The following is a 22,857-nucleotide window of genomic DNA, read 5'->3' as shown; positions in this document are numbered from 1 at the left end:
CCAAGGAGCCCGTGGGGTGTGAGCGGCCGTCAAGGCCGCAAGTAGAGGATCGGAGCGGACGTTGAGCGTCGAGGCGGAAGCCGTGGGCGGCCAGGGCGATGCGGTGTGGGACGCCTGGAGGCCCGACGATGTTCCGGATCGGCGTTCGGGTCCCGCCTCGTCCGGCTACGCGCCGGGAGCTCAGGTACTGATCCGGGACGAGCTGTGGCTTGTCCGTAACTGCAAGGACACCAAGCTCGACGGGTGGATGGTCGAGGTCACGGGCATTTCGTCGTTCGTCCGCGGCACCGATGCCACCTTCTACAGTCGGCTCGACGACATCCAGGTGCTGGACCCGAGGGAGACGCGGCTGGTCCCGGACGACTCACCGAACCACCGGCGGGGCCGGCTGTTCCTCGAGTCCGTGATCCGCAAGACGTTCCTGCCGCAGACCGAGCACGGGCTGGCGCTGGCCGATGGCTTCCTCATGGACCAGCAGGTACACCAGCTGCGCCCTGCCGAGCTGGCGCTGTCGATGAAGAACCCGCAGCCGCGCATCCTGATCGCGGATGTGGTGGGCCTGGGCAAGACCCTGGAAATCGGGGTGCTGCTGGCCGAGCTGATCCGGCGCGGCCGCGGTGAGCGGATCCTGGTGGTAACCCCGCAGCATGTGTTGGAGCAGTTCCAGCGCGAGCTGTGGACTCGCTTCGCCATTCCTCTAGTACGCCTGGACTCGACCGGAATTCAGCGCATCCAGCAGGACATCCCGGCCGGGCGCAACCCGTTCGCGTACTTCAAGCGGGCGATCATCTCCGTGGACACCCTCAAGAGCGATGTCTACGCGCACCACCTGGAACACACCGACTGGGATGCCGTCGTCATCGACGAGTCCCACAACCTCGTCAACCGGGGAACGAAGAACAACGAGCTCGCCCGCCTGCTCGCCCGCAAGACCGACGCCCTCGTGCTGGCCTCGGCCACACCCCACAACGGCCGCACCCAATCCTTCGCCGAGCTGGTCATGATGCTCGACGAGGCGGCCATCACAGACCCCTCCGCGTACGCGGTGGAGGACCTCGGCCACCTCTACATCCGGCGCACGAAGACCTCAGCCGAGGTGCGCGACTCGTTGAAGGGCTCCTGGGCGGACCGCGGCCCGTCACAGCCCATTCGTGTGCCGGCGGGTGAGAAGGAGCTGGCCGTCTTCCGCGAGCTGGCCGCGCGTTGGATTCCGGGGGATTCGGCGCAGCCGTCGGTCAGCCGGCACCAGCTCGTGCCGTACCAGCTGCTGAAGTCCTTCCTGTCTTCGCACCGGGCCTTGCTAGAGACGGTCAAGACTCGGCTGGCGACGCTGGACAAGCCGTCCACTGAGCAGTCGGCGGACCGTGCCCAGAAGGCCACGCGGCCGGTCGACCCTGCGGTCCGGGAAGCGGAACGGCAGGCCGAGCGAGCCGCCCTGGTCGACTTGCGGGGCTTGGCTGAGCAGATCCAGGACGAGGACTCGGCGAAGCTGGCGGCGCTGCTGGACGAGCTGCGAAAGATGGGGGTCGGCCCTGGGTCAGAGACCCGCGTGGTGGTGTTCTCTGAGCGCATCCCCACCTTGAAGTGGCTGGCGGAGACTGTCCCGGCAGCGCTCGGTTTCAGGCACGGAGCCAGCCCTGACGAGAAGAAGCCCTGGCTGGCGTTCGGGGGCGCGGTGCAGGTCATGCACGGCGAGGCATCCAGCGACGAGGAGCAGCAGACCATTGTCGAGAAGTTTGGACTGCGCGACGACCCCGTACGCATCCTGTTCACCGGCGATGTTGCCTCCGAGGGCGTCAACCTTCACCAGCAGTGCAACCGCCTGATCCACTTTGACCTGCCGTGGTCTCTGATCCGGATCGAGCAGCGTAATGGCCGTATCGACCGCTACGGCCAAGAACACCAACCGCAGTTCCGGGCCTTGATCCTCACCAGCGATGTCCCCTGGCGTACGGACGAGACGACGGGCCTGCCGCGCACTCTGGACGACCGGCTGGTGGGCGAGAAGCTTCTCAAGCGCGAGGAGGAAGCCCACAAGATCGAAGGCTCGGCGGAGGCAGTCACCGGCCTGTACCGGGCCAAAGAGGAGGAGAACCGCCTCACCCAGGACCTCATCGCTGGCCGGACCGTCGAGGAGTCACTCAAGCAGTCCCAGCAGGGTGGCGCCGCGTTCCTCGCTGGGCTCCTCGGACAGGTCGGCGCCGTGCCCGAGCACCCCGAGGTCCCCCGGGCCAACGTCCCCAGCCTCTTCGCTTCCACCGCCGACTACTTCGACGAGGCGCTGCGCCAGGTCTGCCAGCCCAACCCCGAGGACCAGCTGTCCCTTCGCCGTGACGACGACGGCACGATCGCGTTCGAACCTCCCCGCGACCTGCTGTACCGGCTGAAGGCACTGCCCAAGTCGTACCTCGACGAGCAGCAGATCATGCCCCGCAAGAACGAGCCGGGCCGCATGCGCATCACGTTCTCGAAAGACCTCGCGGCCGCCCGGCTTAAGGCGGCCCGGGAGTCCTCCAAGTCCCAGTGGCCGAACGTCTCCTACGTCACCGACGTCCACCCGGTCCTGGACTGGCTGACCGACAAGGTGCTCGTGGAGATCGGCCGCCACCAGGCCCCGGTACTCGCCGCCTCCGTGGACACCCCGACCTACCTGATTCAAGGCATCTGTTCCAACGCACTGGGCCGACCCACGATCGTGGAGTGGATGGCCGTCCACGGCTATCCCGGCGCACTCAAAGCCAGCACCCTGACCGCGGAGGTACTGGAGGGACACGGCGTGGGCCCGACGATGCCCGGCCGGTCCACGCCGCTTGACATCGACGGCCTGACCGCGCTGGTGCCCGCTGCTATCGAGGAGGCGAAACGGCACCTCGTGGAACTGAAGAACGGCTACAGCCGGCAGATCGAGGCGACCCTCGAGCCTTACCGCAAGCGGGTCGTGCACTGGCAGCAGGAAGCCATCTTCTGCGCCGACGGGACGGGCAAGCGCGGAGTCAACCTCAGCGCCAGTCGCCGGCTGAAGCTGATCAAGTCCCTGGAGACCACGGGCGAGCCGATGTTGCGCCTGCTCGCCGTCCTCGAACCGCTCAACGCCGCTGAAGGGGGCACCGACCGATGAGCACCGACTTCGACTCCTTCAGCAACCGAGGCGAGTACCTATCCGCGCACTACTTCGCCGAACAGCTCGGCACCGACCTCAAGAAGGGCCTGTTCACCACCTGGGCCCTGCGCGAGGGCGACGAGAATGATCCCCGCCGGACGCCGCGTGAGATGCTGCGCGGCCTGCGCACCACCTACCTCGCTGAGGATGTACGCGGCTACTTCGCCGAGGCCTCCGAGCGTGACGCCGGAGACGAAGCCCGGCTGAACACTCACAACAACCCAGAGTGGCGCAAACGGCTCGCCGAGTGGCACCAGACGATCCTGGGCGCCCTCGGCTTCGAACCCACGCCGACCGAGGTCACGGTTCACCGCGCCGGACGGGACCACACCCTGACCGTGGCCTACCACGGCCACGGCATCGTCGCTCTGGACTGCGGCTGGGCCGCCGACAACGACACTGCCCTCGACGCCGACGGCCCCGGCCGCCTGCTGTCACCGCTACGCGTGAGCGCGAGCGAAACGTACGAAACGGGCTCGGCACTGGCAGCCTGGCTCTTCCAGAGCGAGCTCGGTGAGGCCGGCGGCGCCCACCCGCGCTTCGTGATGCTGCTCTGCGGCGGCGTACTTGTCCTCGCGGACCGCCAGTCCTTCAACGAGGGCCGCTACCTCGCGGTCAACCTCGACGCCGCGCTGGAACGCAACGACCGCGCCCAACAGGGCGAACTCGCCACCATCGCAGCCCTGTTCAGCATGGACATGCTCCGGCCCGGCGAGAACGACCAGAGCCGTGCCATCGACGCCCTGTTGAAGTCCTCTGGCGCCAATGCCGCAGGTGTTTCCGGCGAGCTGCGCAACGGCTTGCAGCGCTCGGTCGAGATCATCGCCAACGAAGTGCTCCAGCGGATGGCCGATCCGAAGAACGACGTCGCGCCGGCCGACATCGCGAGCCGGAAGATCCCCTTCGCCCGGGAACTCACCCGCGAAAGCCTGCGCTACCTCTACCGGATCCTGTTCCTGCTCTACGCCGAGGCCCGCCCAGAGCTGGGCATCCTTCCCGCCGACGACGGCAGCTACGAAGCCGGCTACTCCATGGCCCGCCTGCGTGAACTCGTTGAACGCGACGAGGAACTGGTCGAGGAGGAGGCCCGTAATGGCTTCCACCTGTACGAGTCCCTGGACGTCCTCTTCAACAAGGTCAACTTCGGGCACCGGGCTTACGGCACCGAAGCCGACGACGACCAGCCCAGCGACGACGAGGAGACCCGCAAGGCCAAGGCGGCCCGCCGCAGCGAGGACCGGGGCCTGCGCTTCGAACCGCTGCGCAGCACCCTCTTCGAGCCGGGCGCCGTGCGGCTCATCGGCAGGAACGTCCTCGACCCCCGCAGCGACGAGGACAGCGACCCGCGCTGGCTCGACCTGCGCCTGCGCAACACCGCCCTGCACGAGGTGCTTCGCCTCCTCACCATGAAGAAGGGCAAGCGCGGCGAGCGGGGCGGCTTCATCTCCTATCGCAACCTCGGCATCAACCAGCTCGGCGCCGTCTACGAGGGCCTGATGTCGTACACCGGCAGAATCGCGGAGGAACAGCTGTGCGAGGTCGCCAAGGGCGGTGACCCGGAGAAGGGCTCCTGGCTGATCCCCTCGCACAAGCAAGACCAGTACCCCGACAAGACCCTGGTCCACTACGGCGAGGACGACGTCCGTAATGGCTTCCGGGGGGTGAAGATGTACGAGACGGGCTCGTTCGTCTACCGCCTCGCGGGCCGTGACCGGGAGACCTCCGCCTCGTACTACACCCCCGAGTCATTGACCCAGGTCACGGTCGAGCTCACCCTCAAGCACCGCCTGGACCAGGAGCGCGACGCCGACGGCAACATCGTCAAGACGCGGGCGTCCGAGCTGCTCAAGTACAAGATCTGCGAGCCGGCCCTCGGCTCCGGCGCCTTCCTCAACGAGGCGATCAACCAGGTCGCCGAGGAATACCTGCGCCGCCGCCAGGAGGAGCTCGGCACCGGCATCCCGACCGCCGACGCCCTCACGGAGAAGCAGAAGGCGAAGGCGTACATCGCCCTCCACAACGCGTACGGGGTCGACCTCAACCCCACGGGTGTGGAGCTGGCGGAGGTGTCGTTGTGGCTCAACACCATGCACCCCGGGATGCGTGCCCCATGGTTCGGCCTGCACCTGCGGCGCGGTAACTCACTGATCGGCGCGCGCAGGGCCTTCTACGGGGCGGACGACGTCATCGGCAAGGAATGGCTCAAGGCGAAGGGCGCTCTGGCCCCGACCCCGCTGCCGTTCCTTAGAGGGGGCGAGCCCCAGCCCCTCCCCCAGGACGCGGTGCACCAGTTCCTGCTGCCGAGCCCCGGGTGGGCGGCGGTCGCGGGCTCGAAGGAGGCGCGGGAACTCGCGAACGAAGGCGTCGCGCAGCTCGCGGCGTGGAAGAAGGGCATCCTCCAGCGCCCGAAGCGCGGCAAGGTCGGTAGGGCGAAGACTGAGCCGGTCTCCCAGTTCACCCGACTGCGGGACGTCGCCCGGCGGGCGGAGTTCCTCTGGTCACTGGTCGTGAAGCGCATGGAGCTCTCGGAGCAGGCGATCGCGCGCCGGATCGACGTGTGGGGGGCCGATCCCGCCGACCCCGAGTACGACTTCATCCAACGCCCGGACCAGGCCCTACCCAAGGAGAAAGTCCTCGAAGACCTCTTCAACGCCGCGGACACCCCGTACTGGCGCCTGAAGAAGATCATGGATGCCTGGTGCGCCCTATGGTTCTGGCCCGTGGACAAGGCCGGGCTGCTCGACGGCACCGCCAGCGAGTACGCGGCGCACTCAATGGTTGTCGCGGATGTGGACGGCCTGACGCGCGTGCTCGACGGGGTACCGCTCAGCGAGGGGCCGCCGGCTGTGCGGGAACCGTCAGCCGTCCCCATGCCGCGACCCGCACCGCGATTCGTCGAGGAGACGGCTCTGTTCTCGTTCGGCCCCGAGCAGACGAGCTTCGAGGACCTTGAGCTGACCGCGGACGACGACGCGGTCGTGGAGGTCAGGCAGGTCGGGTCCAAGAGTGGGAACAAGGCGGCGGCCCCGAAGCCCAAGGCGCCGGAACGGCGGCAAATGGTCTCACTCCAGGATCTCGATGACTGGCTGGAGTTCCTGGAAGCGATGCTGGGCACGGCGGATGTGCCCGAGGGAACCCTGATCGACAGTTTCGCGAGCCTTGACGCACTCAAGACCTTCGAGGAGACGCTGCCCGGCTTCATGGGCATGGATGCCGGCAACCCGGAGGACCGCTTCCCTTGGCTCCGGGAAGTGAGCGACATCGTGGAGGAACAGGGGTTCCTGCACTGGGAGCTGGAGTTCGCCATCGTTTTCGCGCGGGGTGGCGGCTTTGACCTCCAGGTGGGCAACCCGCCGTGGGTGCGGCCCCGCTGGAACGAGTCGGCGGTGCTCGCGGAGCACGAGCCGTGGTTCGAGCTGGAGGACAAGGCATCCACGGCTGACAAGGACCGCCAACGCCGCAAGGTCCTCGAGACCCAAGAAGCTCATCAGTACGTGGTCGGTGAACTGACGAACACGATGGCGCAGGTCGCTGTGCTCGGTTCCCCGCAGATGTATCCGTCGCTGGCAGGAACCCAGCCGGATCTGTACCGGGCGTTCATGTCCCAGGTGTGGGCGCACACGTCGACGGACGGAACCGCTGGGATGGTGCATCCGGATACACACTTCACCGGTGACAAGGAAGGGGCTCTCCGGGAGGCGGCGTACCGCCGACTTCGGATTCACGGCGACTTCGTGAATGCTGGGCAGCGCTTCTTCCCTCCGCCGGTGGGCCACGCCGCTCACTTCGGAGTGCACATCTACGGTCAGCCTAAGGAGATCGACTTCGACCATTTGTCGTGGCTCGTCTCCGCGGACGCGCTGCGATACTCCGCCGAACACGACGGTTCGGGCGAGGTACCAGGCGTTCGGTACCGCAACGGGGAGTTCGATGAGCGGCCGCACCAGGCCCGCGTTGTCCGGGTAGACACCCACCAGCTTGCGACCTGGCAGCGCCTGCTGAACGAGACCGACCAGCCCGTCGAACAGGCCCGCTTGCTGTTTCCCGTGAGCACGGCGGAAGCGTCGGCGATCGAGGCTCTGGCGGACTATCCATTGCGGCTTGCTGCTCTAGAGCCGCAAATCTCACCGGGGTACCACGAGAGCGGGGCGAAGAAGGCCAACCTGATCGACTACAACCGCCCCAACCCTACGACCGGCGAGAAGTTCCAACCTCAGCAGTGGCGTCAGGTAATCCTAAAGGGAACCCAACTAAGTGTTGCAACACCCGTATTCAAACGCCACGACGCGAATACCAACGATCCGTACGGTGCTGATCTGACGGCCCTGCCGACCGACTTCGTACCCGATTCCGAGTACGTTCGCGCGCCCGGCAGAACCGCCGCCTACCTGGCCGATCAGGAGCGATGGGTCGACTACCAGGCCCTCGACCGGCTTCAGGCAAGCAGCACCGCGATCAGTCAAGCGCGTGAACAGATCGCGCACGAACAGGGCATCTCTCGGGAGCAGGTGTCTCAGGAGAGCATCGACGCCGTGTTGACGCGGAGGGCCCGGAGGCGGTCCGCAAAATTCCACAGGCTCGCCTGGCGTGAAATGATCGCTCCCGATACTGAACGGAGCCTCTACCCGGCCCTGGTTCCGCCTGGCACAGCACATACGAACGTCATTCGCAGCGCATGGATTCTTGATAACCGGAGTACGGCTCTCCAAGCTGGTATGTGGGCCGGTATCCCTGTCGACTACTTGCTGCGTGTCACGGGCACTGGTCACCTCGACGTCGGACGAGCCAGCGCAATGCCTGCCCCAGCAGCTGGCCACCCCCTCGCCTCCGCCCTCCTCCTCCGTACCCTCCGGCTCAACTGCCTCACCCGCGCCTACGCCGACCTCTGGTCCGAGCTGTACGACCCCACCTGGCCCGCGTACGAGCCGTGGGCCTGCGAGTGGCCGGGCATGCAAGCTCTCCACGCCGTAACCCCGGACTGGCGTCCCGAAACACCTCTCCGAACCGAGCGGGCCCGCCGCTCCGCCCTCGTGGAGATCGACGCGCTCGTCGCCGTGTGGCTCGGGATGGACGCCGACGCGCTCGTCGCTGCGTACCGGGGTCGCTTCCCCGTACTCCAGAAGTACGAGGCCGTGACCTGGTTCGACGCCGACGGCTGGAAGATCGCGGGCAACGCCCGCACGATCGGGCAGCGGCAGACCAAGGAGAGCTGGGCGCAGTTCGAGGCGTACCGGGCCGAACCAGGCGACTCCCCCGTGCCCGAGGGCTACACCGCGCCCTTCCACAAGGCTGACCGCGAAGCGGAGATGCGCGCCGCGCACGCCGTGTTCCAGAAGCGGCTCGATGACGCCGTGGCCCTCGGTGAATGGGACCCGGTCACGCAGGAGGTACCGACACCGTGAGGCCGACTCTGCAGGCACGCGGGCTCAAAGAGAGCCTGCTTCAGTACCTGTCAACGACGTACGCGCTCACCGACGAGGGGGCGCGCGAGGCGCTGCACCGATTCCTCGGGGATGAGACGTCAGGGATGTTCCGTGGGCCGTATCTGCGGATCCGGACGCCGTTCACCGTGGCCGGCGACGGGTGGCGGAAGCACCTGGAGTGGCAGCAGGACGGGTTCAAGCCGTATGCGCATCAGGCGGTCGCCTTCGCACGGCTGACTTCCGCGCACGGGCACACGCCGCAGCCGACGCTTGTCACCACCGGCACGGGCTCCGGTAAGACGGAGTCGTTCCTGTACCCAGTGCTCGATCACTGTCGGCGGGAGCGTGAAGCGGGCAAGGCCGGTGTGAAGGCGGTCTTCCTGTACCCGATGAACGCCCTCGCTACCGATCAGGCGCAGCGCATCAACGAGTTGCTCACGCAGAACGCCGAGCTCGGGAAATTGTCCGCCGGCCTCTACATCGGTGAACGGGCCGCGACCCAGTACGAGAAGGTGCGTACGCGGCGTTCGGACATGCAGATCTCCCCGCCGGACATCCTGATCACGAACTACAAGATGCTGGACCTCCTGCTCCAGCGTTCCGATGACGCGTCACTGTGGCAAGAGTCGGACATCCGCTACATCGTCGTGGACGAGTTCCACACCTACGACGGCGCGCAAGGTACGGACGTCGGGATGCTGCTACGGCGCCTCGCCGCCGCAGTCGGCGCCTCCGAGGACAGCCGGCCGCTGGGGAAGATCTGTCCGGTGGCGACGTCGGCAACGCTGGCCTCCGGGACGGACGAGGATGGCGTGGCGCGGCTGCTTGAGGTCGCGACGCAGGTCTTCGGAACGGAGTTCACTGCGGACTCGATCGTCGGGGAAAACCGGCTGTCCGTCGAGGAGTTCGTCCCGCTCGGTGATGTGACCATGCAGCCGATGCCGACGCCCGACGAGCTGCTGGCGCTGCCTGATCCGACGACCGGCGACGAGGCACTGCTGGACCTGATCGAGAAGGTGACGGATGTCCGTGACCTCGATCCCTTCGTGCTCGGCGGGAACCTCAAGCGGCACCTGTTCACCCGCGCCGTGATGCAGGCCCTGAGCGGCGAGGTGAAGACCAGCCCTGAGGTGCTGGATGTGATGTGGCGGGCCGGTGCGGCCGGCTGGTCTCAGGCGGTGGCCCGGCAGCCGGAGAAGGCCGCCGAGGCGCTGGCGCGGTTCGTCGCGCTGCTGTCGCACGCCCGGGACCCGGAGTCCACGCCCGCCGAGCCGCGGCCCTTCGTGCACGTGGAGGTGCACCAGTGGGCGCGTTCGGTGTCCCGTCTACTGCGCGGTGTGCTGCCGTGGCCGAAGGCGGAGTTCCGGTGGGATGCGGCGGGCATGGCGGACGCGAGCGCGGCTGATGGCGGGCGTACGGCGCCGGTGACGACGGCCACCTCGGGCCAGAGCGCGAACCTATTCCTGCCGGCGATCTACTGCCGTGACTGCGGGCGGTCGGGTTGGGCGGTGTTCTCCCCCGAGAGCGACGACCACGACGTCCAGTTCGACACGTACAAGATCCGTCGGGCGTCGCTTGGCCAGGACAAGGCGCGGGTACGAAACCTGATCACTGCGACGGACCAACAAGCCCGCGAGGGTTCCGGTGCGGCGCTGATGACGGCGACCAGCGGCAAGGCAGGCTCGGCCGCGTCGCAGGGTGCCGGTGGTGTGCTGATGGTGCTGGACGGCACCCGCAAGCGGCTGCGGCTTCCTGATCCCCTCAACGACTACGACCGGGACACGAAGGAACCTCGGCTGACGGCCCGTGATTCGGCGTTCGTGCTGGTGAACTTCGGGGAGACCGCGAATACGGCTGCCAAGGAGGACTGGTGTCCGGCGTGCGGTGAGCGCAACGCGATCCGCTACCTCGGTACCGGCGCGGCCGCGATGGCAGCTGCGTCGATCACCCAGCTGTTCACTGGCGGGGAGCTCGACAAGGAGCTCCGCGAGGACAAGACGCTGATGTTCAACGACTCGGTGCAGGATGCCGCGCACCGGGCCGGATTCGTCGCCAACCGCTCGTTCACCTTCTCGCTGCGCGCGCTGCTGGCCAGCCATTTGCGGCACGACGAGTCGACCGCGCTCAACGATGTGATCGCGGACGTGGTCGAGGCGACGACCGACAAGGACACCCTGTCCGCAGTGGTGCCGCCGGACCTTCACGGGTTCAAGGGCGTTGACCGGCTGCTGTCCGGGCAGGGCCGCGGCGGGGACCTGAAGACGTGGCGGCTGATCGGCCAGCGGCTGGCGTTCGAGACGCTGATGGAGTTCGGTTTCCGGTCGCGCAACGGCCGTACGCTGGAGCTGACCCGTACCGCCGCCGCCCAGGTCCACATCGAGGACCCGGCGGCCGTGGTCGCGTTGGTCAGGCAGCTGCACGAGGAGTGCGTCCGCGATGGCCTGCCGATGGTGCCGCAGGACGACGGGCGGTACCTGGCGTTCGTCCGCATCTTCTTGGAGCGGCTGCGCACGCGTGGAGCGGTCGCCCACCAGTGGCTGGACAAGTACATCGACGAGGCGGGTACCAGCCGGTACTTCATCTGGGGCAAGCGGGCTCCGGGCATGCGGGCCTTCCCGAAGGGCATCGCGGCCCCGGTGTTCCTGCTCGGCCAGACCAAGAACGGCAGCGAGTTCGACTTCGCGACAGGCCGGCTGTCCTGGTACGAGCGGTGGGCCGGCCGGTGCTTGGAGCTGCCGCGTGAGTTGGCGCCCGAGCTGTGGAACCGGCTGCTGCCCGAACTCGCCTCGATGGGCCTGTTGTCGGTCCGTACCCCGACCGACACGTCAGTGAGGGTGTACGGGCTCAAGCCCGGCAGCATCGTGGCCCAGCTCCTGAACGACGAGCACGTGCGTTCTTCGTACGTGCGCTGCCCCGTGTGCTTCTGGGAGCAGACAGTCCATCCCTCCCTGTTGGACCAGTGGCATGACCAGCCCTGCCCCTCCTACCGGTGTGGCAAGGGCCGCCTCGTGGCCGGCGACCGGCCCGAAGGCCTGGGAGTACACCACCGCGATCGTGACTACACGCACGACTACTACCGGCGCCTGTACCGCGGTGCGGGCACGTACCAGGTGGTCACGGCCGAGCACACCGGCATGCTGGGGCGCCCGCAACGCGAGAAGGTCGAGGATGCGTTCAAGCGCGGCGGCGGCTTCAAGGACCCGAACGTGCTGTCCTGCACTCCGACGCTGGAGATGGGTATCGACATCGGCGACCTGTCCGCCGTCGTCCTGGCCGCACTGCCGCGCCGTCCCGCCTCGTACGCGCAGCAGGTCGGCCGAGCCGGACGCCGCACCGGCAACGCCTTCCTGCTGACCATCCCGGACCGGCGCCGACGCGACCTGTACTTCCTGGAGCGCCCGAAGGACCTGATCGCGGGCACCATCGTGCCGCCCGGCTGCCACCTGTCGGCCATCGAGATCCTGCGCCGCCAGTACCTGGCGCACCTGCTGGACTTGGCCGCCGCCGGCCGCCTCGTCCGCGCGGACGGAATCGTGCTTCGGGCGCTGCCGCACAAGGCACCCCGCTTGTTCGGGCCGTCCGGGTACCTCACCGATCTGGTGGAACTGGCCATCGACCAGGGCGAAGAGCTGGTCAAGGGCTTCCTGAAGCTGTTTCCAACGGGCGTCAACGACCAAGCCAAGGCCGAGCTGGAGAGGTACGCAACGCACGATCTGCGCGGCAAGGTGGAGCAGGCGGAGCGGGAGTGGAGGCAGGGCGAAGACGCCTTGCGGGCGCGGCTGCGCGAGATCGACGAGGCGCACGGCGAACTCCACGAGAGCGACCCCGACCAGGCCCGTCAGAAGGCCGAACTGGACGCCGAACGGCGCGGTGTGGGCAAGCGGCTGCTCCACCTGGGTGACACGACGGCCCAGAGCGCGCTGTGCGACCTCGGGCTGCTGCCGAACTACGCGCTGATCGACTCGACGACGACGCTGTCGGCGACCCTGTACGGGGAAGACGGCATCGACCCGAAGACGGGGAAGGTGGTGTACACCTCCGACACGCTCTCCTATGAACGGCCCCGCCGCTACGCCCTCCAGGAGCTGGCGCCGGGCAACGCGTTCTACGTCAACGGCTACCGGCACGAGGTCACCGGTCTGGAGCTGTCCACAGGAGGGCGTCAGGAGTGGCGTACCTGGCGAGTGTGCCCGGGCTGCGGCTACGTCCGTACCGAGCACGCCGCAACCGACCGCTCTGCGTGCCCGAGGTGCAAGACCAGCCAGATCGCCGATGACGGCTCCTGCCTCTTCCAGATCGTCGAGCCGGCCACCGTAACCTCGCGGGACAAGCGCGAGGACGCCCGGATCCGCGATGACAAGGACGACCGCGACCGCCGTTCGTACTCGGTCGTGGACGCGGTCGACATTCCGGTGGAGGCGATCGAGCCCGGCTCGTGGCGGCATGCCCGCGAGACCTTCGGCGTTGACTATTGCCGAAGCGCCATGATCCGCCGGATCAATGTGGGGCCGGTCCGCTACGACGCCCCCGCTCGCGATGACTTCGCCGGCCACTTGGTGCGGCTGAATCCGTTCCATGTGTGCACCTCGTGCGGGGCCGCCACTGCGGACGGCCGGCCTGTCTTCGACCACGACACGGATGCCCTCGACTCGGCGGCAGCCCGGTCCCCGCAGCTCAAGCACCACCGCCCGTGGTGTCCGCTGCGGCGTGGCAAGAAGGACGGCACCACGCAGGAGCCGGTACTGCTCGCCCATCAGCTGCAGACCGAGGCATTGCGGGTGCTCATCCCGGCTGCGACCGCGGATGTGGATGCCAAGGTGCACTCCTTCCGTGCTGCCCTGCGGCTCGGCGTGGATCTGCATTTCGGCGGTGACCCGCAGCACCTGGACACCACCGTCGCGTCGATGCCGGACAACGACAGCGGTGAGCGCCGCTGGTTCTTGGTGCTCTTCGACTCCCTGCCCGGAGGCACCGGCTACCTGGACCGGCTCACCAACCCGGCCGCCTTCCGGGACACGCTCGCCCGGGCGTACGAGCAGCTCAAGGCGTGCCCGTGCGCGGAGGAGCAACGTCGGGCCTGCCACCGCTGCCTGCATCGCTACACGCCCGAGCAGTTCCAGGACGTGGTCTCGCGCCAGGCTGCGCTGACGATGCTGGAATCGCTGCTGTTCAAGGGTGAAGGCGAGGACGGCTGGGAGACCACCGAGGTGGAGCACACCGGGCTGGTCGGGCTGGATGCCCAGGTCGAATCCGATCTGGAGGCCCGTTTCCTGACTGCCCTGCGGGACTGGGTGAAGGTCACCGATGACGCGGCCCTGGACGAGGACGGCCACGCCAGCGGTCACCTGCGGTTCACTGACGGCTCCGAGGTCATGCACTGGCGGCTCACCGCCCAGCGGCAGCTCGAAGGCACTCGAACCGACTTCACCTTCACCCGCGTGGGTGGACCCTCGCAGAGCGTCCACGTCTATCTCGAAGGCTTCCGGTTCCACGCCAGCCGGGAGCACAACCTCATCGCGAAGAACGCCGCTCAGCGCACGCTGCTCCGTGCCGACGGAAAGGTCGTCTTCCAGATCACCTGGGCCGACATCGACCTGTTCGAGCGCCGCCCGGGACGCACCAAGCCCGTCTGGCCGCCGTACCGGGGCACCGCCCAAGAGCAGGCCAAGGCTGCGTACGAGCAGTACGGCGGCAACCGTGCCCACTTCGGTGAGGCTGTCTTCGCCAACCCGATCGACACGCTGATCGCCTATTTGCGTGATCCGGACGCCACTTGCTGGGCACGTCGGGCACGTGCCCTGGTCACCGGTCTCGTGGGCGTCCCGGCAACAGCCGCCGTCGCCGCGACGGGCAAGCGCAGCGAGCTCGTCACCGTGCTGCGCGATCAGCTCGCTGTCCTCGGGGCTGGAGAGCGGGCCGACAAGCCGGTCGTCCCCGACACGGCCGGTATCGGACCTGTCCACGTCTTTCGTAGCCAGGACGAGCATGGTCTGCCGATCCTGTTCGCCGTGGATGGCGCAGTTCCCGAGGACCTGCGCTGGACGGCACTGGCCGTCCTCGATGACAGCGACGCCGTCCTCGACACGGACGAGCACAAGCTGCGGTGGCGGTCCTGGCTGTACTGGACCAACATCACCCAGTTCCTGTCCTTCGCCGGGGGTGACGGCGTCCAGCTCGCCGCCAGCCGGGCTCCGGACTTCGAGGTCGAAGTGCTCGCCGTGTGCGGTGGGCTGGGCGAGCTCGACTCCATCACCGCGGCTCTCGCGCCCGTAGCCGAGCCTGGAATCAAGCCCGCCGTCCCCGAGCGCACCAACGACTCGGCGGCCGAGGCAGCGCTGCGCCGGGCCATCCGGGACGCCGCCTGGGACGAGGACATCCTCGAGATCCTGCGCGAGGACGCCGAGGAGGCACCTGACCTCCTCCGCCTTGCCGAAACCCTCGCCGACCGCGGCAAGCAGGCACCCGTCTTCGGCTTCGAACTGGGCGCGAGTGGCTGGCAGGCCGACTTCGCCTGGCAGACCCCCGGCTTCAAAATCGCCGTGGTCACCGCCCACAGCGGCGCCGACGACCCCGAGGCCCAGCGCCGGGACGCCGCGTACGCCGAGGACGGTTGGACCGTACGCACCGCAGCCGACTGGCTCGACCACCTCGACACCCTGCTCGAACAGCTCCCCGACACGGAAGGCACCACCCGATGACCGCCCGGCTCAGCCTGTACCGCAAGGCCGAACAGGAGCTGTACAAGCTCGACCGCTCGGTCAAGGCCCAGTTCTACGACTTCTGCCACGACTTCCGGAAGAACCCCAGCCTTCCCGGGTTCCAGCTGAAGAAGCTCAAGGGCGACTCCCGGATCTGGTCCGCCCGTGTGAACCAGTCCTATCGGGCCCTTCTCGCGCCCACCGGTGTGGATGCGGACGGTACCGAGAGCTGGCTGGTCATCGCCGTCCGCCATCGCAAGGACGTCTACGAAGAACTCCAGGTCGCGGTCAACCGTGTCACCGGCGAGATCGAATTCGTCGACCTCGCCGTGGTCGGCGACAGCGCCCTGCGCCGCGCCGGCATCACACTCACCCCTGCCGAGCCGGACCCCACAGAGCCTCCAGCCGAGCCCGCACCCTCCCCCGCCGCTGAACCGGAAGAGCCTCAGGCTGCACCGGCGCTACTCGCCGCGTACACCGCCGACCAGCTGCGCGAGCTCGGCGTCGCCGAACAGCTCATCGAGCTGGCCCTCACGGTCACCGACAGCACCGAGCTGGACCAACTCGTCGAGGGCTCCCCCTTGCTGTCGAAGGACATCCTGTACGGCCTCGCCGCCGGCATGGACATCGACGAGGTTCGCAAGGAGATCACCCAGCCCGTCGAGCTCGGCCACGAGCCCGACCTCGGCGACTTCGCCGCGGCCCTGACCCGGACCAAGGTCACTGCCGTGGACGACGCCGTCCAGGCCGCCATCGACGAAGGCGACTTCCGCGCCTGGAAGGTGTTCCTGCACCCCACCCAGGAACGCATCGTCCGCCGCCACTACAACGGGCCCGCCCGCGTCTCGGGCGGCCCCGGTACGGGCAAGACCATCGTCGCCCTCCACCGGGTCAAGCACCTGGTCGAGCAAATGCCGCCCGGCCACGACAAGCCCATCCTTCTGACCACGTTCACCAAGAACCTCACCACCGACCTGCGGCTGCGTCTGGCCTCGCTCATCGAGCCCGAACTCCTCGCCCGCATCGAGATCGCCCACATCGACCAGCTCGCCGCACGCGTCCTGGGCGAGAACACCGCGCCTGGCCGCGGCAGGCAGCGCGTCTACGACAACGTGGCGCTGAACGAGATGCGGCAGCTCCTCGCCGAACTCGACGACCGCCGCTGGGAGCCGGAGTTCCTGCTCGAGGAGTGGGAGCAGGTCATCCTTGGCCAGTCCGTGCCCACCCGTTCCGCCTACTTCCAGGCCCGACGCGCCGGCCGAGGTCGCTCCCTGACCCGTCCGGAGCGCAACCACATCTGGAAGTTGATCGAGCAGTTCACCGCCCGTCTCGACAAGCTCGGCGTGGAAACGTGGGGTCAGGCTTCGGAGCGCGCCGCCCGGTTCGAGATCGAACGCGCCGCGAAGATCCGGGCCCGCCGCGAATACAAGGAGGAGGTCGGCGGCAAGGACCTCATCCACCGCGACAACAGCTCCGGCATGCGTTACCTCAGCTACCGGTACCGGCACATCGTCGTCGACGAGGCCCAGGACCTCAGCCCCGCGCACTGGAAGATGCTCCGGGCCATGGCTGACCCGGACCTGCCCAACGACATGTTCATCGCCGGCGACACCCACCAGCGGATCTACGACCACCAGGTCGCCCTCGGCGCCCTCGGCATCAACATCCGCGGCCGCTCCTCCCGGCTGACCCTGAGCTACCGCACCACCAGGGAGATCCTCGCCGACGCCCTGCGTGTCGTCGAACCGCGGAACTCCGGTCAGAAAGTCGGCTACGACGACCTCGACGACGGCACCGACAACCTCGCCGGCTACCGCTCTGTCCTACACGGCCCCTCCCCCAGCTTCACCCCATACGACACCTGGGAGGCCGAACTCGCGGGTCTCGCCACCACCCTCTCCACCTGGCGCGACGAGCTCTCGACCGACGAGAACGGCTCCCCGCGCGACCCCAGCGGCCACATCGCCGTCTGCGTCGCCGACCGAGACATGGTCAGCCAGACCATGTACTACCTGATCACCAAGGCCGGCATCACCTGCGCCGAACTGACCAAGGACGGTCCCAAGGGCGACGGCGAAGTCCACGTCGGCACCATGCACCGCTTCAAGGGCCTGGAGTACCAGCGCCTGGCGATCGTCGGAGCCAGCGACGGCATCATTCCCCGTACCCACGTGATCGACCGCTACCGCACCGAGGACCCGCCCCGCTACGAGCGCGAACAGCGCAAGGCCCGCTCCTTGCTGTTCGTAGCCACCACTCGAGCCCGCGACGCCCTCAACATCAGCTGGCACGACAGGCCCAGCCCCTACCTGCCGATCTGACCAACTGCCGGCCTCCCCGCACCCGCGGGGAGGCCGGAGTCTCGGCTGTCCTCAGGCACGCGACAAGGAACTCGCCTCATAGCGCAGCTGATAGGCGCGCACTCCACCGCCGCTCATCCGATAGATCGTTATCGCCGACAGGAACTGCTCCTTCACCTCCAGCGTGCGGCCCCGCTCCTTCCCGGCGATGTCGCTGATCCAGTCCTCCACATGCTCCGGCAGCTTGAACGCCAGCTGATACGCGTTCTCCGCGCCCAACGGCGACAGCGTCCACTCCGCCGAGCCACCGCTACCCCTCCGCCGGATCCGCACCGCATGATCAGGCTGGGCATCCGCATACGCCACGAACGCATGGTGATCGTCAGCGGCCAGCGGCAGGATGAACGGGGCCGCCGGAAACCCGAGCAACAGCTCAGCATCACTGCGTTGCTGCAGAGCCATAACGAAGCTCGCAATGGCCGCGGCGGCCTCCTGCTTGAACTTCCCCTCGGCGATCGACACCGCGGGCAGCAGATGGGCCGGTGCGGTACCCAGCGCCTTCCGCACCTCGGTGCGTAGCCACGTCATGGGAAAAGGATCGGACGGCCCCAGGTGCTTCTGAGCCTTGTCCAACGTCCACGCCGTCGTACCGATGGCCCCCAGCAGCCAGGCGAACGACGCACCGGAGAGATCCACCAACGAGAGCTGATGGGCGAGCGCGTACTTCTGCGCCTCCGCAGTGAACCCGTTCGCCGAGAACAAGGCGTACGAATACTGGTAGCGCTGCCGCGGCCGCCTCCCGGCATGCGTCATGAAGTTCTCGTTCACGTCATGCACGACGCCGTGCGCGTTCCGCACGATCTCCAGCCCGACCCGGTCCTTGTAGAACTTCGCCTCAAGAAAGAGCCGCACGGGCATCGAGAACGCCGGCGTGAACGCGAACTCGCCCAGCGCGTCCACCTGATGCAGTGCGCCCCGCCCCCGGACCCGAAGCGTGTCACCCTGGCTCACGAGCTCCACGGGATCCTGGTCCTCGTGTACCAGGAGTCGGTAGCCGGAGAACCTCAACAGCCAGGCCAGCGACTCCTCCAGCAGATACCCCCGCAACGCCGAATCCTTGGCCACGCTCTCCCCCTCCGCAACACGATCACGCCATACTCATCAGTGATGATCTCACCGCTGGCGAAACCGGGTCATGCGCTGGAGCGTTGCCCAGTCATCCCAGTCGAAGAGGCCCAGGGCCCAGACGGGTCAGACTTCGACCCGTCTGGTCGAAATCATTCACGGTGTGCCACCTCGTCGGTATCCGGCCCACAGCCGCCCGCCGACCTGAGCCAACACCTCGTCCGTCACACCGACGAGAGGCTCGTTGTTCCCGCCCAGTGCCTCACGGACGGCGTCGTGCAAGCTGGCGGCAAGTCCTGGGGCTGCGGCATCCATGCGACGTGCTAGCCATTTCCCACCACCGCACCATGATCCACTCGCATTCAGCGCCAGTTCGCCGACTCTCTTGGCGAGTTCTGCTGCGATGAACAGCGTCTCCGCCTGATCTGTACTCCCAGCGAGATCGTCCAGGAGGTCCGTGATCGCATAGCGCCAGTCCTCAAGCTCCTCGGCTCTAACAGCGGGCGGACCCGCGATGGCCAGCTTCCGGGCTTCAGCGCCGAGACGCACACCGAGCCCATCTGCATCGAAAAGCAACAGGCCGTCCGCACACATCCACAGCAGCGGGCTCCGCCGTCGCCGTATCTCACGCTCTACGAATGCGTGCCAGGTGTCCTCCGTGTGGACGAACATCTCCACGGGCCAGTCGCGAAACCGGAAGCTTTCACGGTACGGGGCCGGGCTTCCGTGTAGAAGCACGACGATGTCGAGGTCGGAGAAGGCCGTGCGTCGTTCCGACAGGATGCCGCCCCCCAGAAATGCCGCCCGGGCGGCAGGATGACGTTCCTCTACAACGGCGCGCGCTGCTGCAACTGGATCCATGTCAAATCGCCCATTTCTTTCGCTCGGCAAGCCACCGCAGAACGACCTCGCCGCTCCAGGTTTGGTGCTGTCGGAGGAACGGAGATCCGAACGCATGAGGTGGCTGGGCGCCGGAAACAAGGAAGAAGCCGGAGAGCGCAGCCAAGGCGGCATCCAGCTGCTCTCCTTCAACACCCTGGGCCGTGGCATGGCGGGCGAAGAGCGCCGATGCGTCGTACCCATCAGCGAATGCAGTGGCCAGAAGCAGCACGAGATCGAACCAACTTGCACCCAGACAGGGCCAGTTCCAATCGCAGATCCAGGCTGCTCCATTGGTGTCGAGGAGGACGTTGTCCTGCCGGAGGTCATGGTGCAGAACCGCGGTGCCCGCGGTGGCCTCGCGCCATCCAGCCTCCAGGTCAGCAAGTTGATCCAAGAGATGGAATGGCGTCCAGGTCGGCAGTAGACGGTGCTCAGTCGCGCCTCCGACGAGGGCGCGCCAATCGTCGAAGTCTCCTCCATCGCCCACTGGTTTAAGTCCGGTTTCCAGAAGCTGGGCAGACGGATGAGCGAGCGCCTCTGCTGCCGTGGCCCATGCATCCAATGCGGCCGACAGCTCCTCCGATTTCCAGGGTTCGCTGGGCATACGGCCTCCACCCACGGCGTCGAAACCCAGGACAACCCATCCGTCCTGCTCCTCATGCCATCGCAGACGGGGAGCGGGCACATCGGCGGGCAGCACCGTGTTGATCAGCGCCTCGCGCCGGTAGCAGTCCGCGATGTGCATGGAATTGGCACTGTTGACGGCCTTTACGAACTGAGCATCGTCATCCGAGCAGATCACTGCGGCAAAGCCGCGGGTGAACCCGCTGCCTGAGCTCGGTCCAGCCGATACTCGGCCGCTGAACCGCCGACTGATCAGAAGGCGGACAGGCTCGGGAAGATCCTGCCATCCAGGCCGAACGGCGGTGGAAGCGTAGTGCGGGCGTGGAGTCATTGTGGCCAGCATCCCGTCAGAGTGCAGCAATCTCGCGGCGCTCCGCCAACGAGATTTGACTGGGCAATGTTTCCAAGGCATCGGCGACGCCCGCCACCAGATCCGCGCCTCCCTCACCTAGTACCGCCCGCTATGCTCCCCAACCCGGGATCCGAGGTGCGGCTGCACAACACCACGCACTACACCTCCATGTTCCGCTACGCCGACAACATGCTGATCAACCCGCGCACGTCTGGGGCCAGCCGGCCAGCGCCAACCCTTTCCTCCACCTCAAAAGGGATGACAGCACAGGGTGGTTCGAGAACTACGCTCGAGGCTTCGAAGCCGTCTGGGCCGCCGTGCGGCCCGGACTCCCGACCAGGAGGGGACCGCCGCACATGGGCAGGACTGAGTACTACAACGACCCCGCTGCACCGAAGGCGAACACCCTCATCCCCGCGAGCAATCTGCTCGTCGTCGACGACAGCGGCGCTATCCTCCTCCAGCGCCGCCGCGACACCGGCCAATGGGCTCTGCCCGGCGGTGCCCAGGACATCGGCGAGACGGCTGTCCAGTGCGCGGTACGCGAATGCCTTGAGGAGACCGGCATCGCCGCCGAGGTCACCGGCTTCCTCGGGGTCTACACCAACCCCCACCACATCGTGGCCTACACCGACGGCGAGATCCGCCAGCAGTACGAGAACACCTACATCGGCCGCCCCGTGGGCGGAGAGCCCACCATCAACGATGAGGCCGATGGCGTCCGCTTCATCCAGCCCGCCGAGTTGGACCAGCACGACATCCACCCCAGCATGCGTCAGCAGATCGGCGACTACCTCGCCGGCACGTACCCCTACCTCGGCTAACCGCAAGCGCCGCCTCCACACGCTCCACAGCGGCAAAAATCTCCGCCGCCGCCCGACGGATGAATGCTGCGCCACCGCCCGCCGTCTCGGCGGTGGCGCAGAGCAGATACGGAATCGACCTCAGGGAGTGAGGCGGTTCGGCCCGCGGAACAGGAAGGCTGCCTCGCGGATCGAGTCCAGGCTGAGCATGACCATCAGGATCCGGCCCAGGCCGGCGCCGAGGCCGCCGTGGGGCGGGCACCCGAACCGGAAGATGTTCATGTAGTCCTGCATCGGCTCGGTGTCCATGCTCTTCTCCTCCGCCTGCTTGAGCAGCACGTCGGAGCGGTGCTCACGCTGGGCCCCGGTGGTGATCTCCAGGCCCTTCCAGAGCAGGTCGAAGCTGAGCGTCAGGTCCGGCCGGTCCGCCGGACGCATGTGGTAGAAGGGCCGGATGCTGGCCGGGTAGTGCGTGATGAACACGAACTCGTGGCCCGTGAGCTCCTTCATGTGGGCGGCGATGGCCCGCTCACCTTCGGGGTCCAGGTCCTCCTTGAGCCCCTCAGGGTCCCACCCGCCGGCCCGCAGGATCTCCTGCGCCTCGGCCATCGTGATCCTGGGGAACGGAGCCTCCGGCACGACGACCTCGACGCCGAAGACCTCCCGGATCGCCTCACCGTGGACCTCGGCGACCTTCGCGATGGCGTGGGCGAGCATCCGCTCCTCGAAAGCCATCACGTCTTCGACGTCGTCGATCCACGACAGCTCGACGTCCACGCCGGTGAACTCGGTCGCGTGCCGGGAGGTGAACGACGGCTCGGCGCGGAAGACGGGGCCGATCTCGAAGACCCTGTCGATGCCGGCGGCCACGGCCATCTGCTTGTAGAACTGCGGCGACTGCGCGAGGTAGGCCGACCTGTCGAAGTACCCGAGCTTGAACACCTCCGCGCCGGACTCCGACGCGGTGCCCATCAGCTTCGGCGTGTGCATCTCCGTACAGCCGTTCCGCATGGCATACTCGCGCAGCCCCTGCTCCAGCGTCGTCTGCGCGGCGAACACCATCTGCGCGGTGGCCCGCTTGCGTACGTCGAGGAACCGCCAGTCGAGCCGATGCTCGTGTCCGGTGTTCTCGTCGATCGGCAGGGGCGTCTCCGCCAGGTTCAGAACCTCGACCGTTTCGGGGACAAGCTCCAGGCCGCCCAGCTTCACCTGAGCCGCGTCCACGACGCGGCCGGTGATCCGGACGGCGGACTCGGGGGTAAGCGATTCGAGGACGGCTTCGAGCGGGCCGCGGTCGCGCTTGTGGGTCACCTGGACCATGCCGGAGTGGTCCCGCAGGATGACGAACTGCATCTTGCGTTGCAGCCGGAGCGCGTTCACCCAGCCGGAGACGGTGACGGTCTGGTCGAGGTGCGCGCGTAGGTCAGACGCCAGTACGCGGCTAGTGGTGTGGATCATCGTAGCCCTCCAGGGGCGTCGTCATGATCCCT

At 67.4% G+C, this 22,857-nt stretch carries 9 protein-coding genes; 5 read left to right on the top strand and 4 right to left on the bottom strand.

The window, feature by feature from the left end; translation table 11 throughout:
* Positions 1-61 precede the first annotated feature (61 nt).
* Genes OG509_RS33125 through OG509_RS33110 form a run of 4 tightly spaced genes read left to right on the top strand, consistent with a single transcriptional unit; the run spans position 62 to position 17,602 of the window.
* Positions 62-3,118, top strand: a complete 3,057-nt coding sequence (locus OG509_RS33125; RefSeq protein ID WP_406186291.1) for an SNF2-related protein — start codon at positions 62-64, stop codon at positions 3,116-3,118.
* Positions 3,115-8,562, top strand: a complete 5,448-nt coding sequence (locus OG509_RS33120; RefSeq protein WP_399543319.1) for a hypothetical protein — start codon at positions 3,115-3,117, stop codon at positions 8,560-8,562. Before OG509_RS33125 ends, OG509_RS33120 begins: the two co-directional genes overlap by 4 nt.
* A complete protein-coding gene (locus tag OG509_RS33115; protein ID WP_406186290.1) occupies positions 8,559-15,281 on the top strand; it encodes a DEAD/DEAH box helicase in 6,723 nt (2,240 codons plus the stop codon). The genes OG509_RS33120 and OG509_RS33115 overlap by 4 nt, the downstream gene beginning before the upstream one ends.
* Positions 15,278-17,602 carry a UvrD-helicase domain-containing protein gene (locus OG509_RS33110; protein WP_406186289.1) on the top strand — a complete coding sequence of 775 codons (2,325 nt, stop codon included), beginning with the start codon at positions 15,278-15,280 and terminating at the stop codon, positions 17,600-17,602. The genes OG509_RS33115 and OG509_RS33110 overlap by 4 nt, the downstream gene beginning before the upstream one ends.
* 51 nt (positions 17,603-17,653) lie before the next feature.
* Here OG509_RS33110 and OG509_RS33105 read toward each other — a convergent pair whose 3' ends face one another.
* The 3 genes from OG509_RS33105 to OG509_RS33095 all read right to left on the bottom strand — a co-directional run bounded on the left by OG509_RS33105 (position 17,654) and on the right by OG509_RS33095 (position 20,555).
* Entirely contained in the window at positions 17,654-18,706 is a 1,053-nt protein-coding gene (locus tag OG509_RS33105) for a hypothetical protein (protein ID WP_406186288.1), read from the bottom strand.
* 156 nt (positions 18,707-18,862) lie between these two features.
* Complete coding sequence (locus tag OG509_RS33100; protein WP_406186287.1) at positions 18,863-19,567, bottom strand: nucleotidyltransferase domain-containing protein; 705 nt, start codon at positions 19,565-19,567, stop codon at positions 18,863-18,865.
* 1 nt (position 19,568) lies between these two features.
* On the bottom strand, positions 19,569-20,555 hold the full coding sequence (locus OG509_RS33095; RefSeq protein ID WP_406186286.1) for a phosphotransferase family protein: 987 nt from the start codon (positions 20,553-20,555) through the stop codon (positions 19,569-19,571).
* A gap of 365 nt (positions 20,556-20,920) precedes the next feature.
* Here OG509_RS33095 and OG509_RS33090 point away from each other — a divergent pair, with 365 nt between their 5' ends.
* Complete coding sequence (locus tag OG509_RS33090) at positions 20,921-21,388, top strand: NUDIX hydrolase (RefSeq protein ID WP_373918025.1); 468 nt, start codon at positions 20,921-20,923, stop codon at positions 21,386-21,388.
* A 120-nt stretch (positions 21,389-21,508) separates the two neighbouring features.
* On the opposite strand, the gene aspS is transcribed toward OG509_RS33090, so the two are convergent.
* Positions 21,509-22,825, bottom strand: a complete 1,317-nt coding sequence (aspS, locus tag OG509_RS33085) for an aspartate--tRNA(Asn) ligase (RefSeq protein ID WP_406186285.1) — start codon at positions 22,823-22,825, stop codon at positions 21,509-21,511.
* Positions 22,826-22,857 lie beyond the last annotated feature (32 nt).

It is taken from the genome of Streptomyces sp. NBC_01006 (assembly GCF_045162725.1).
GTDB lineage: Bacteria > Actinomycetota > Actinomycetes > Streptomycetales > Streptomycetaceae > Streptomyces.
This window is presented reverse-complemented; position numbering and strand designations above follow the sequence as displayed.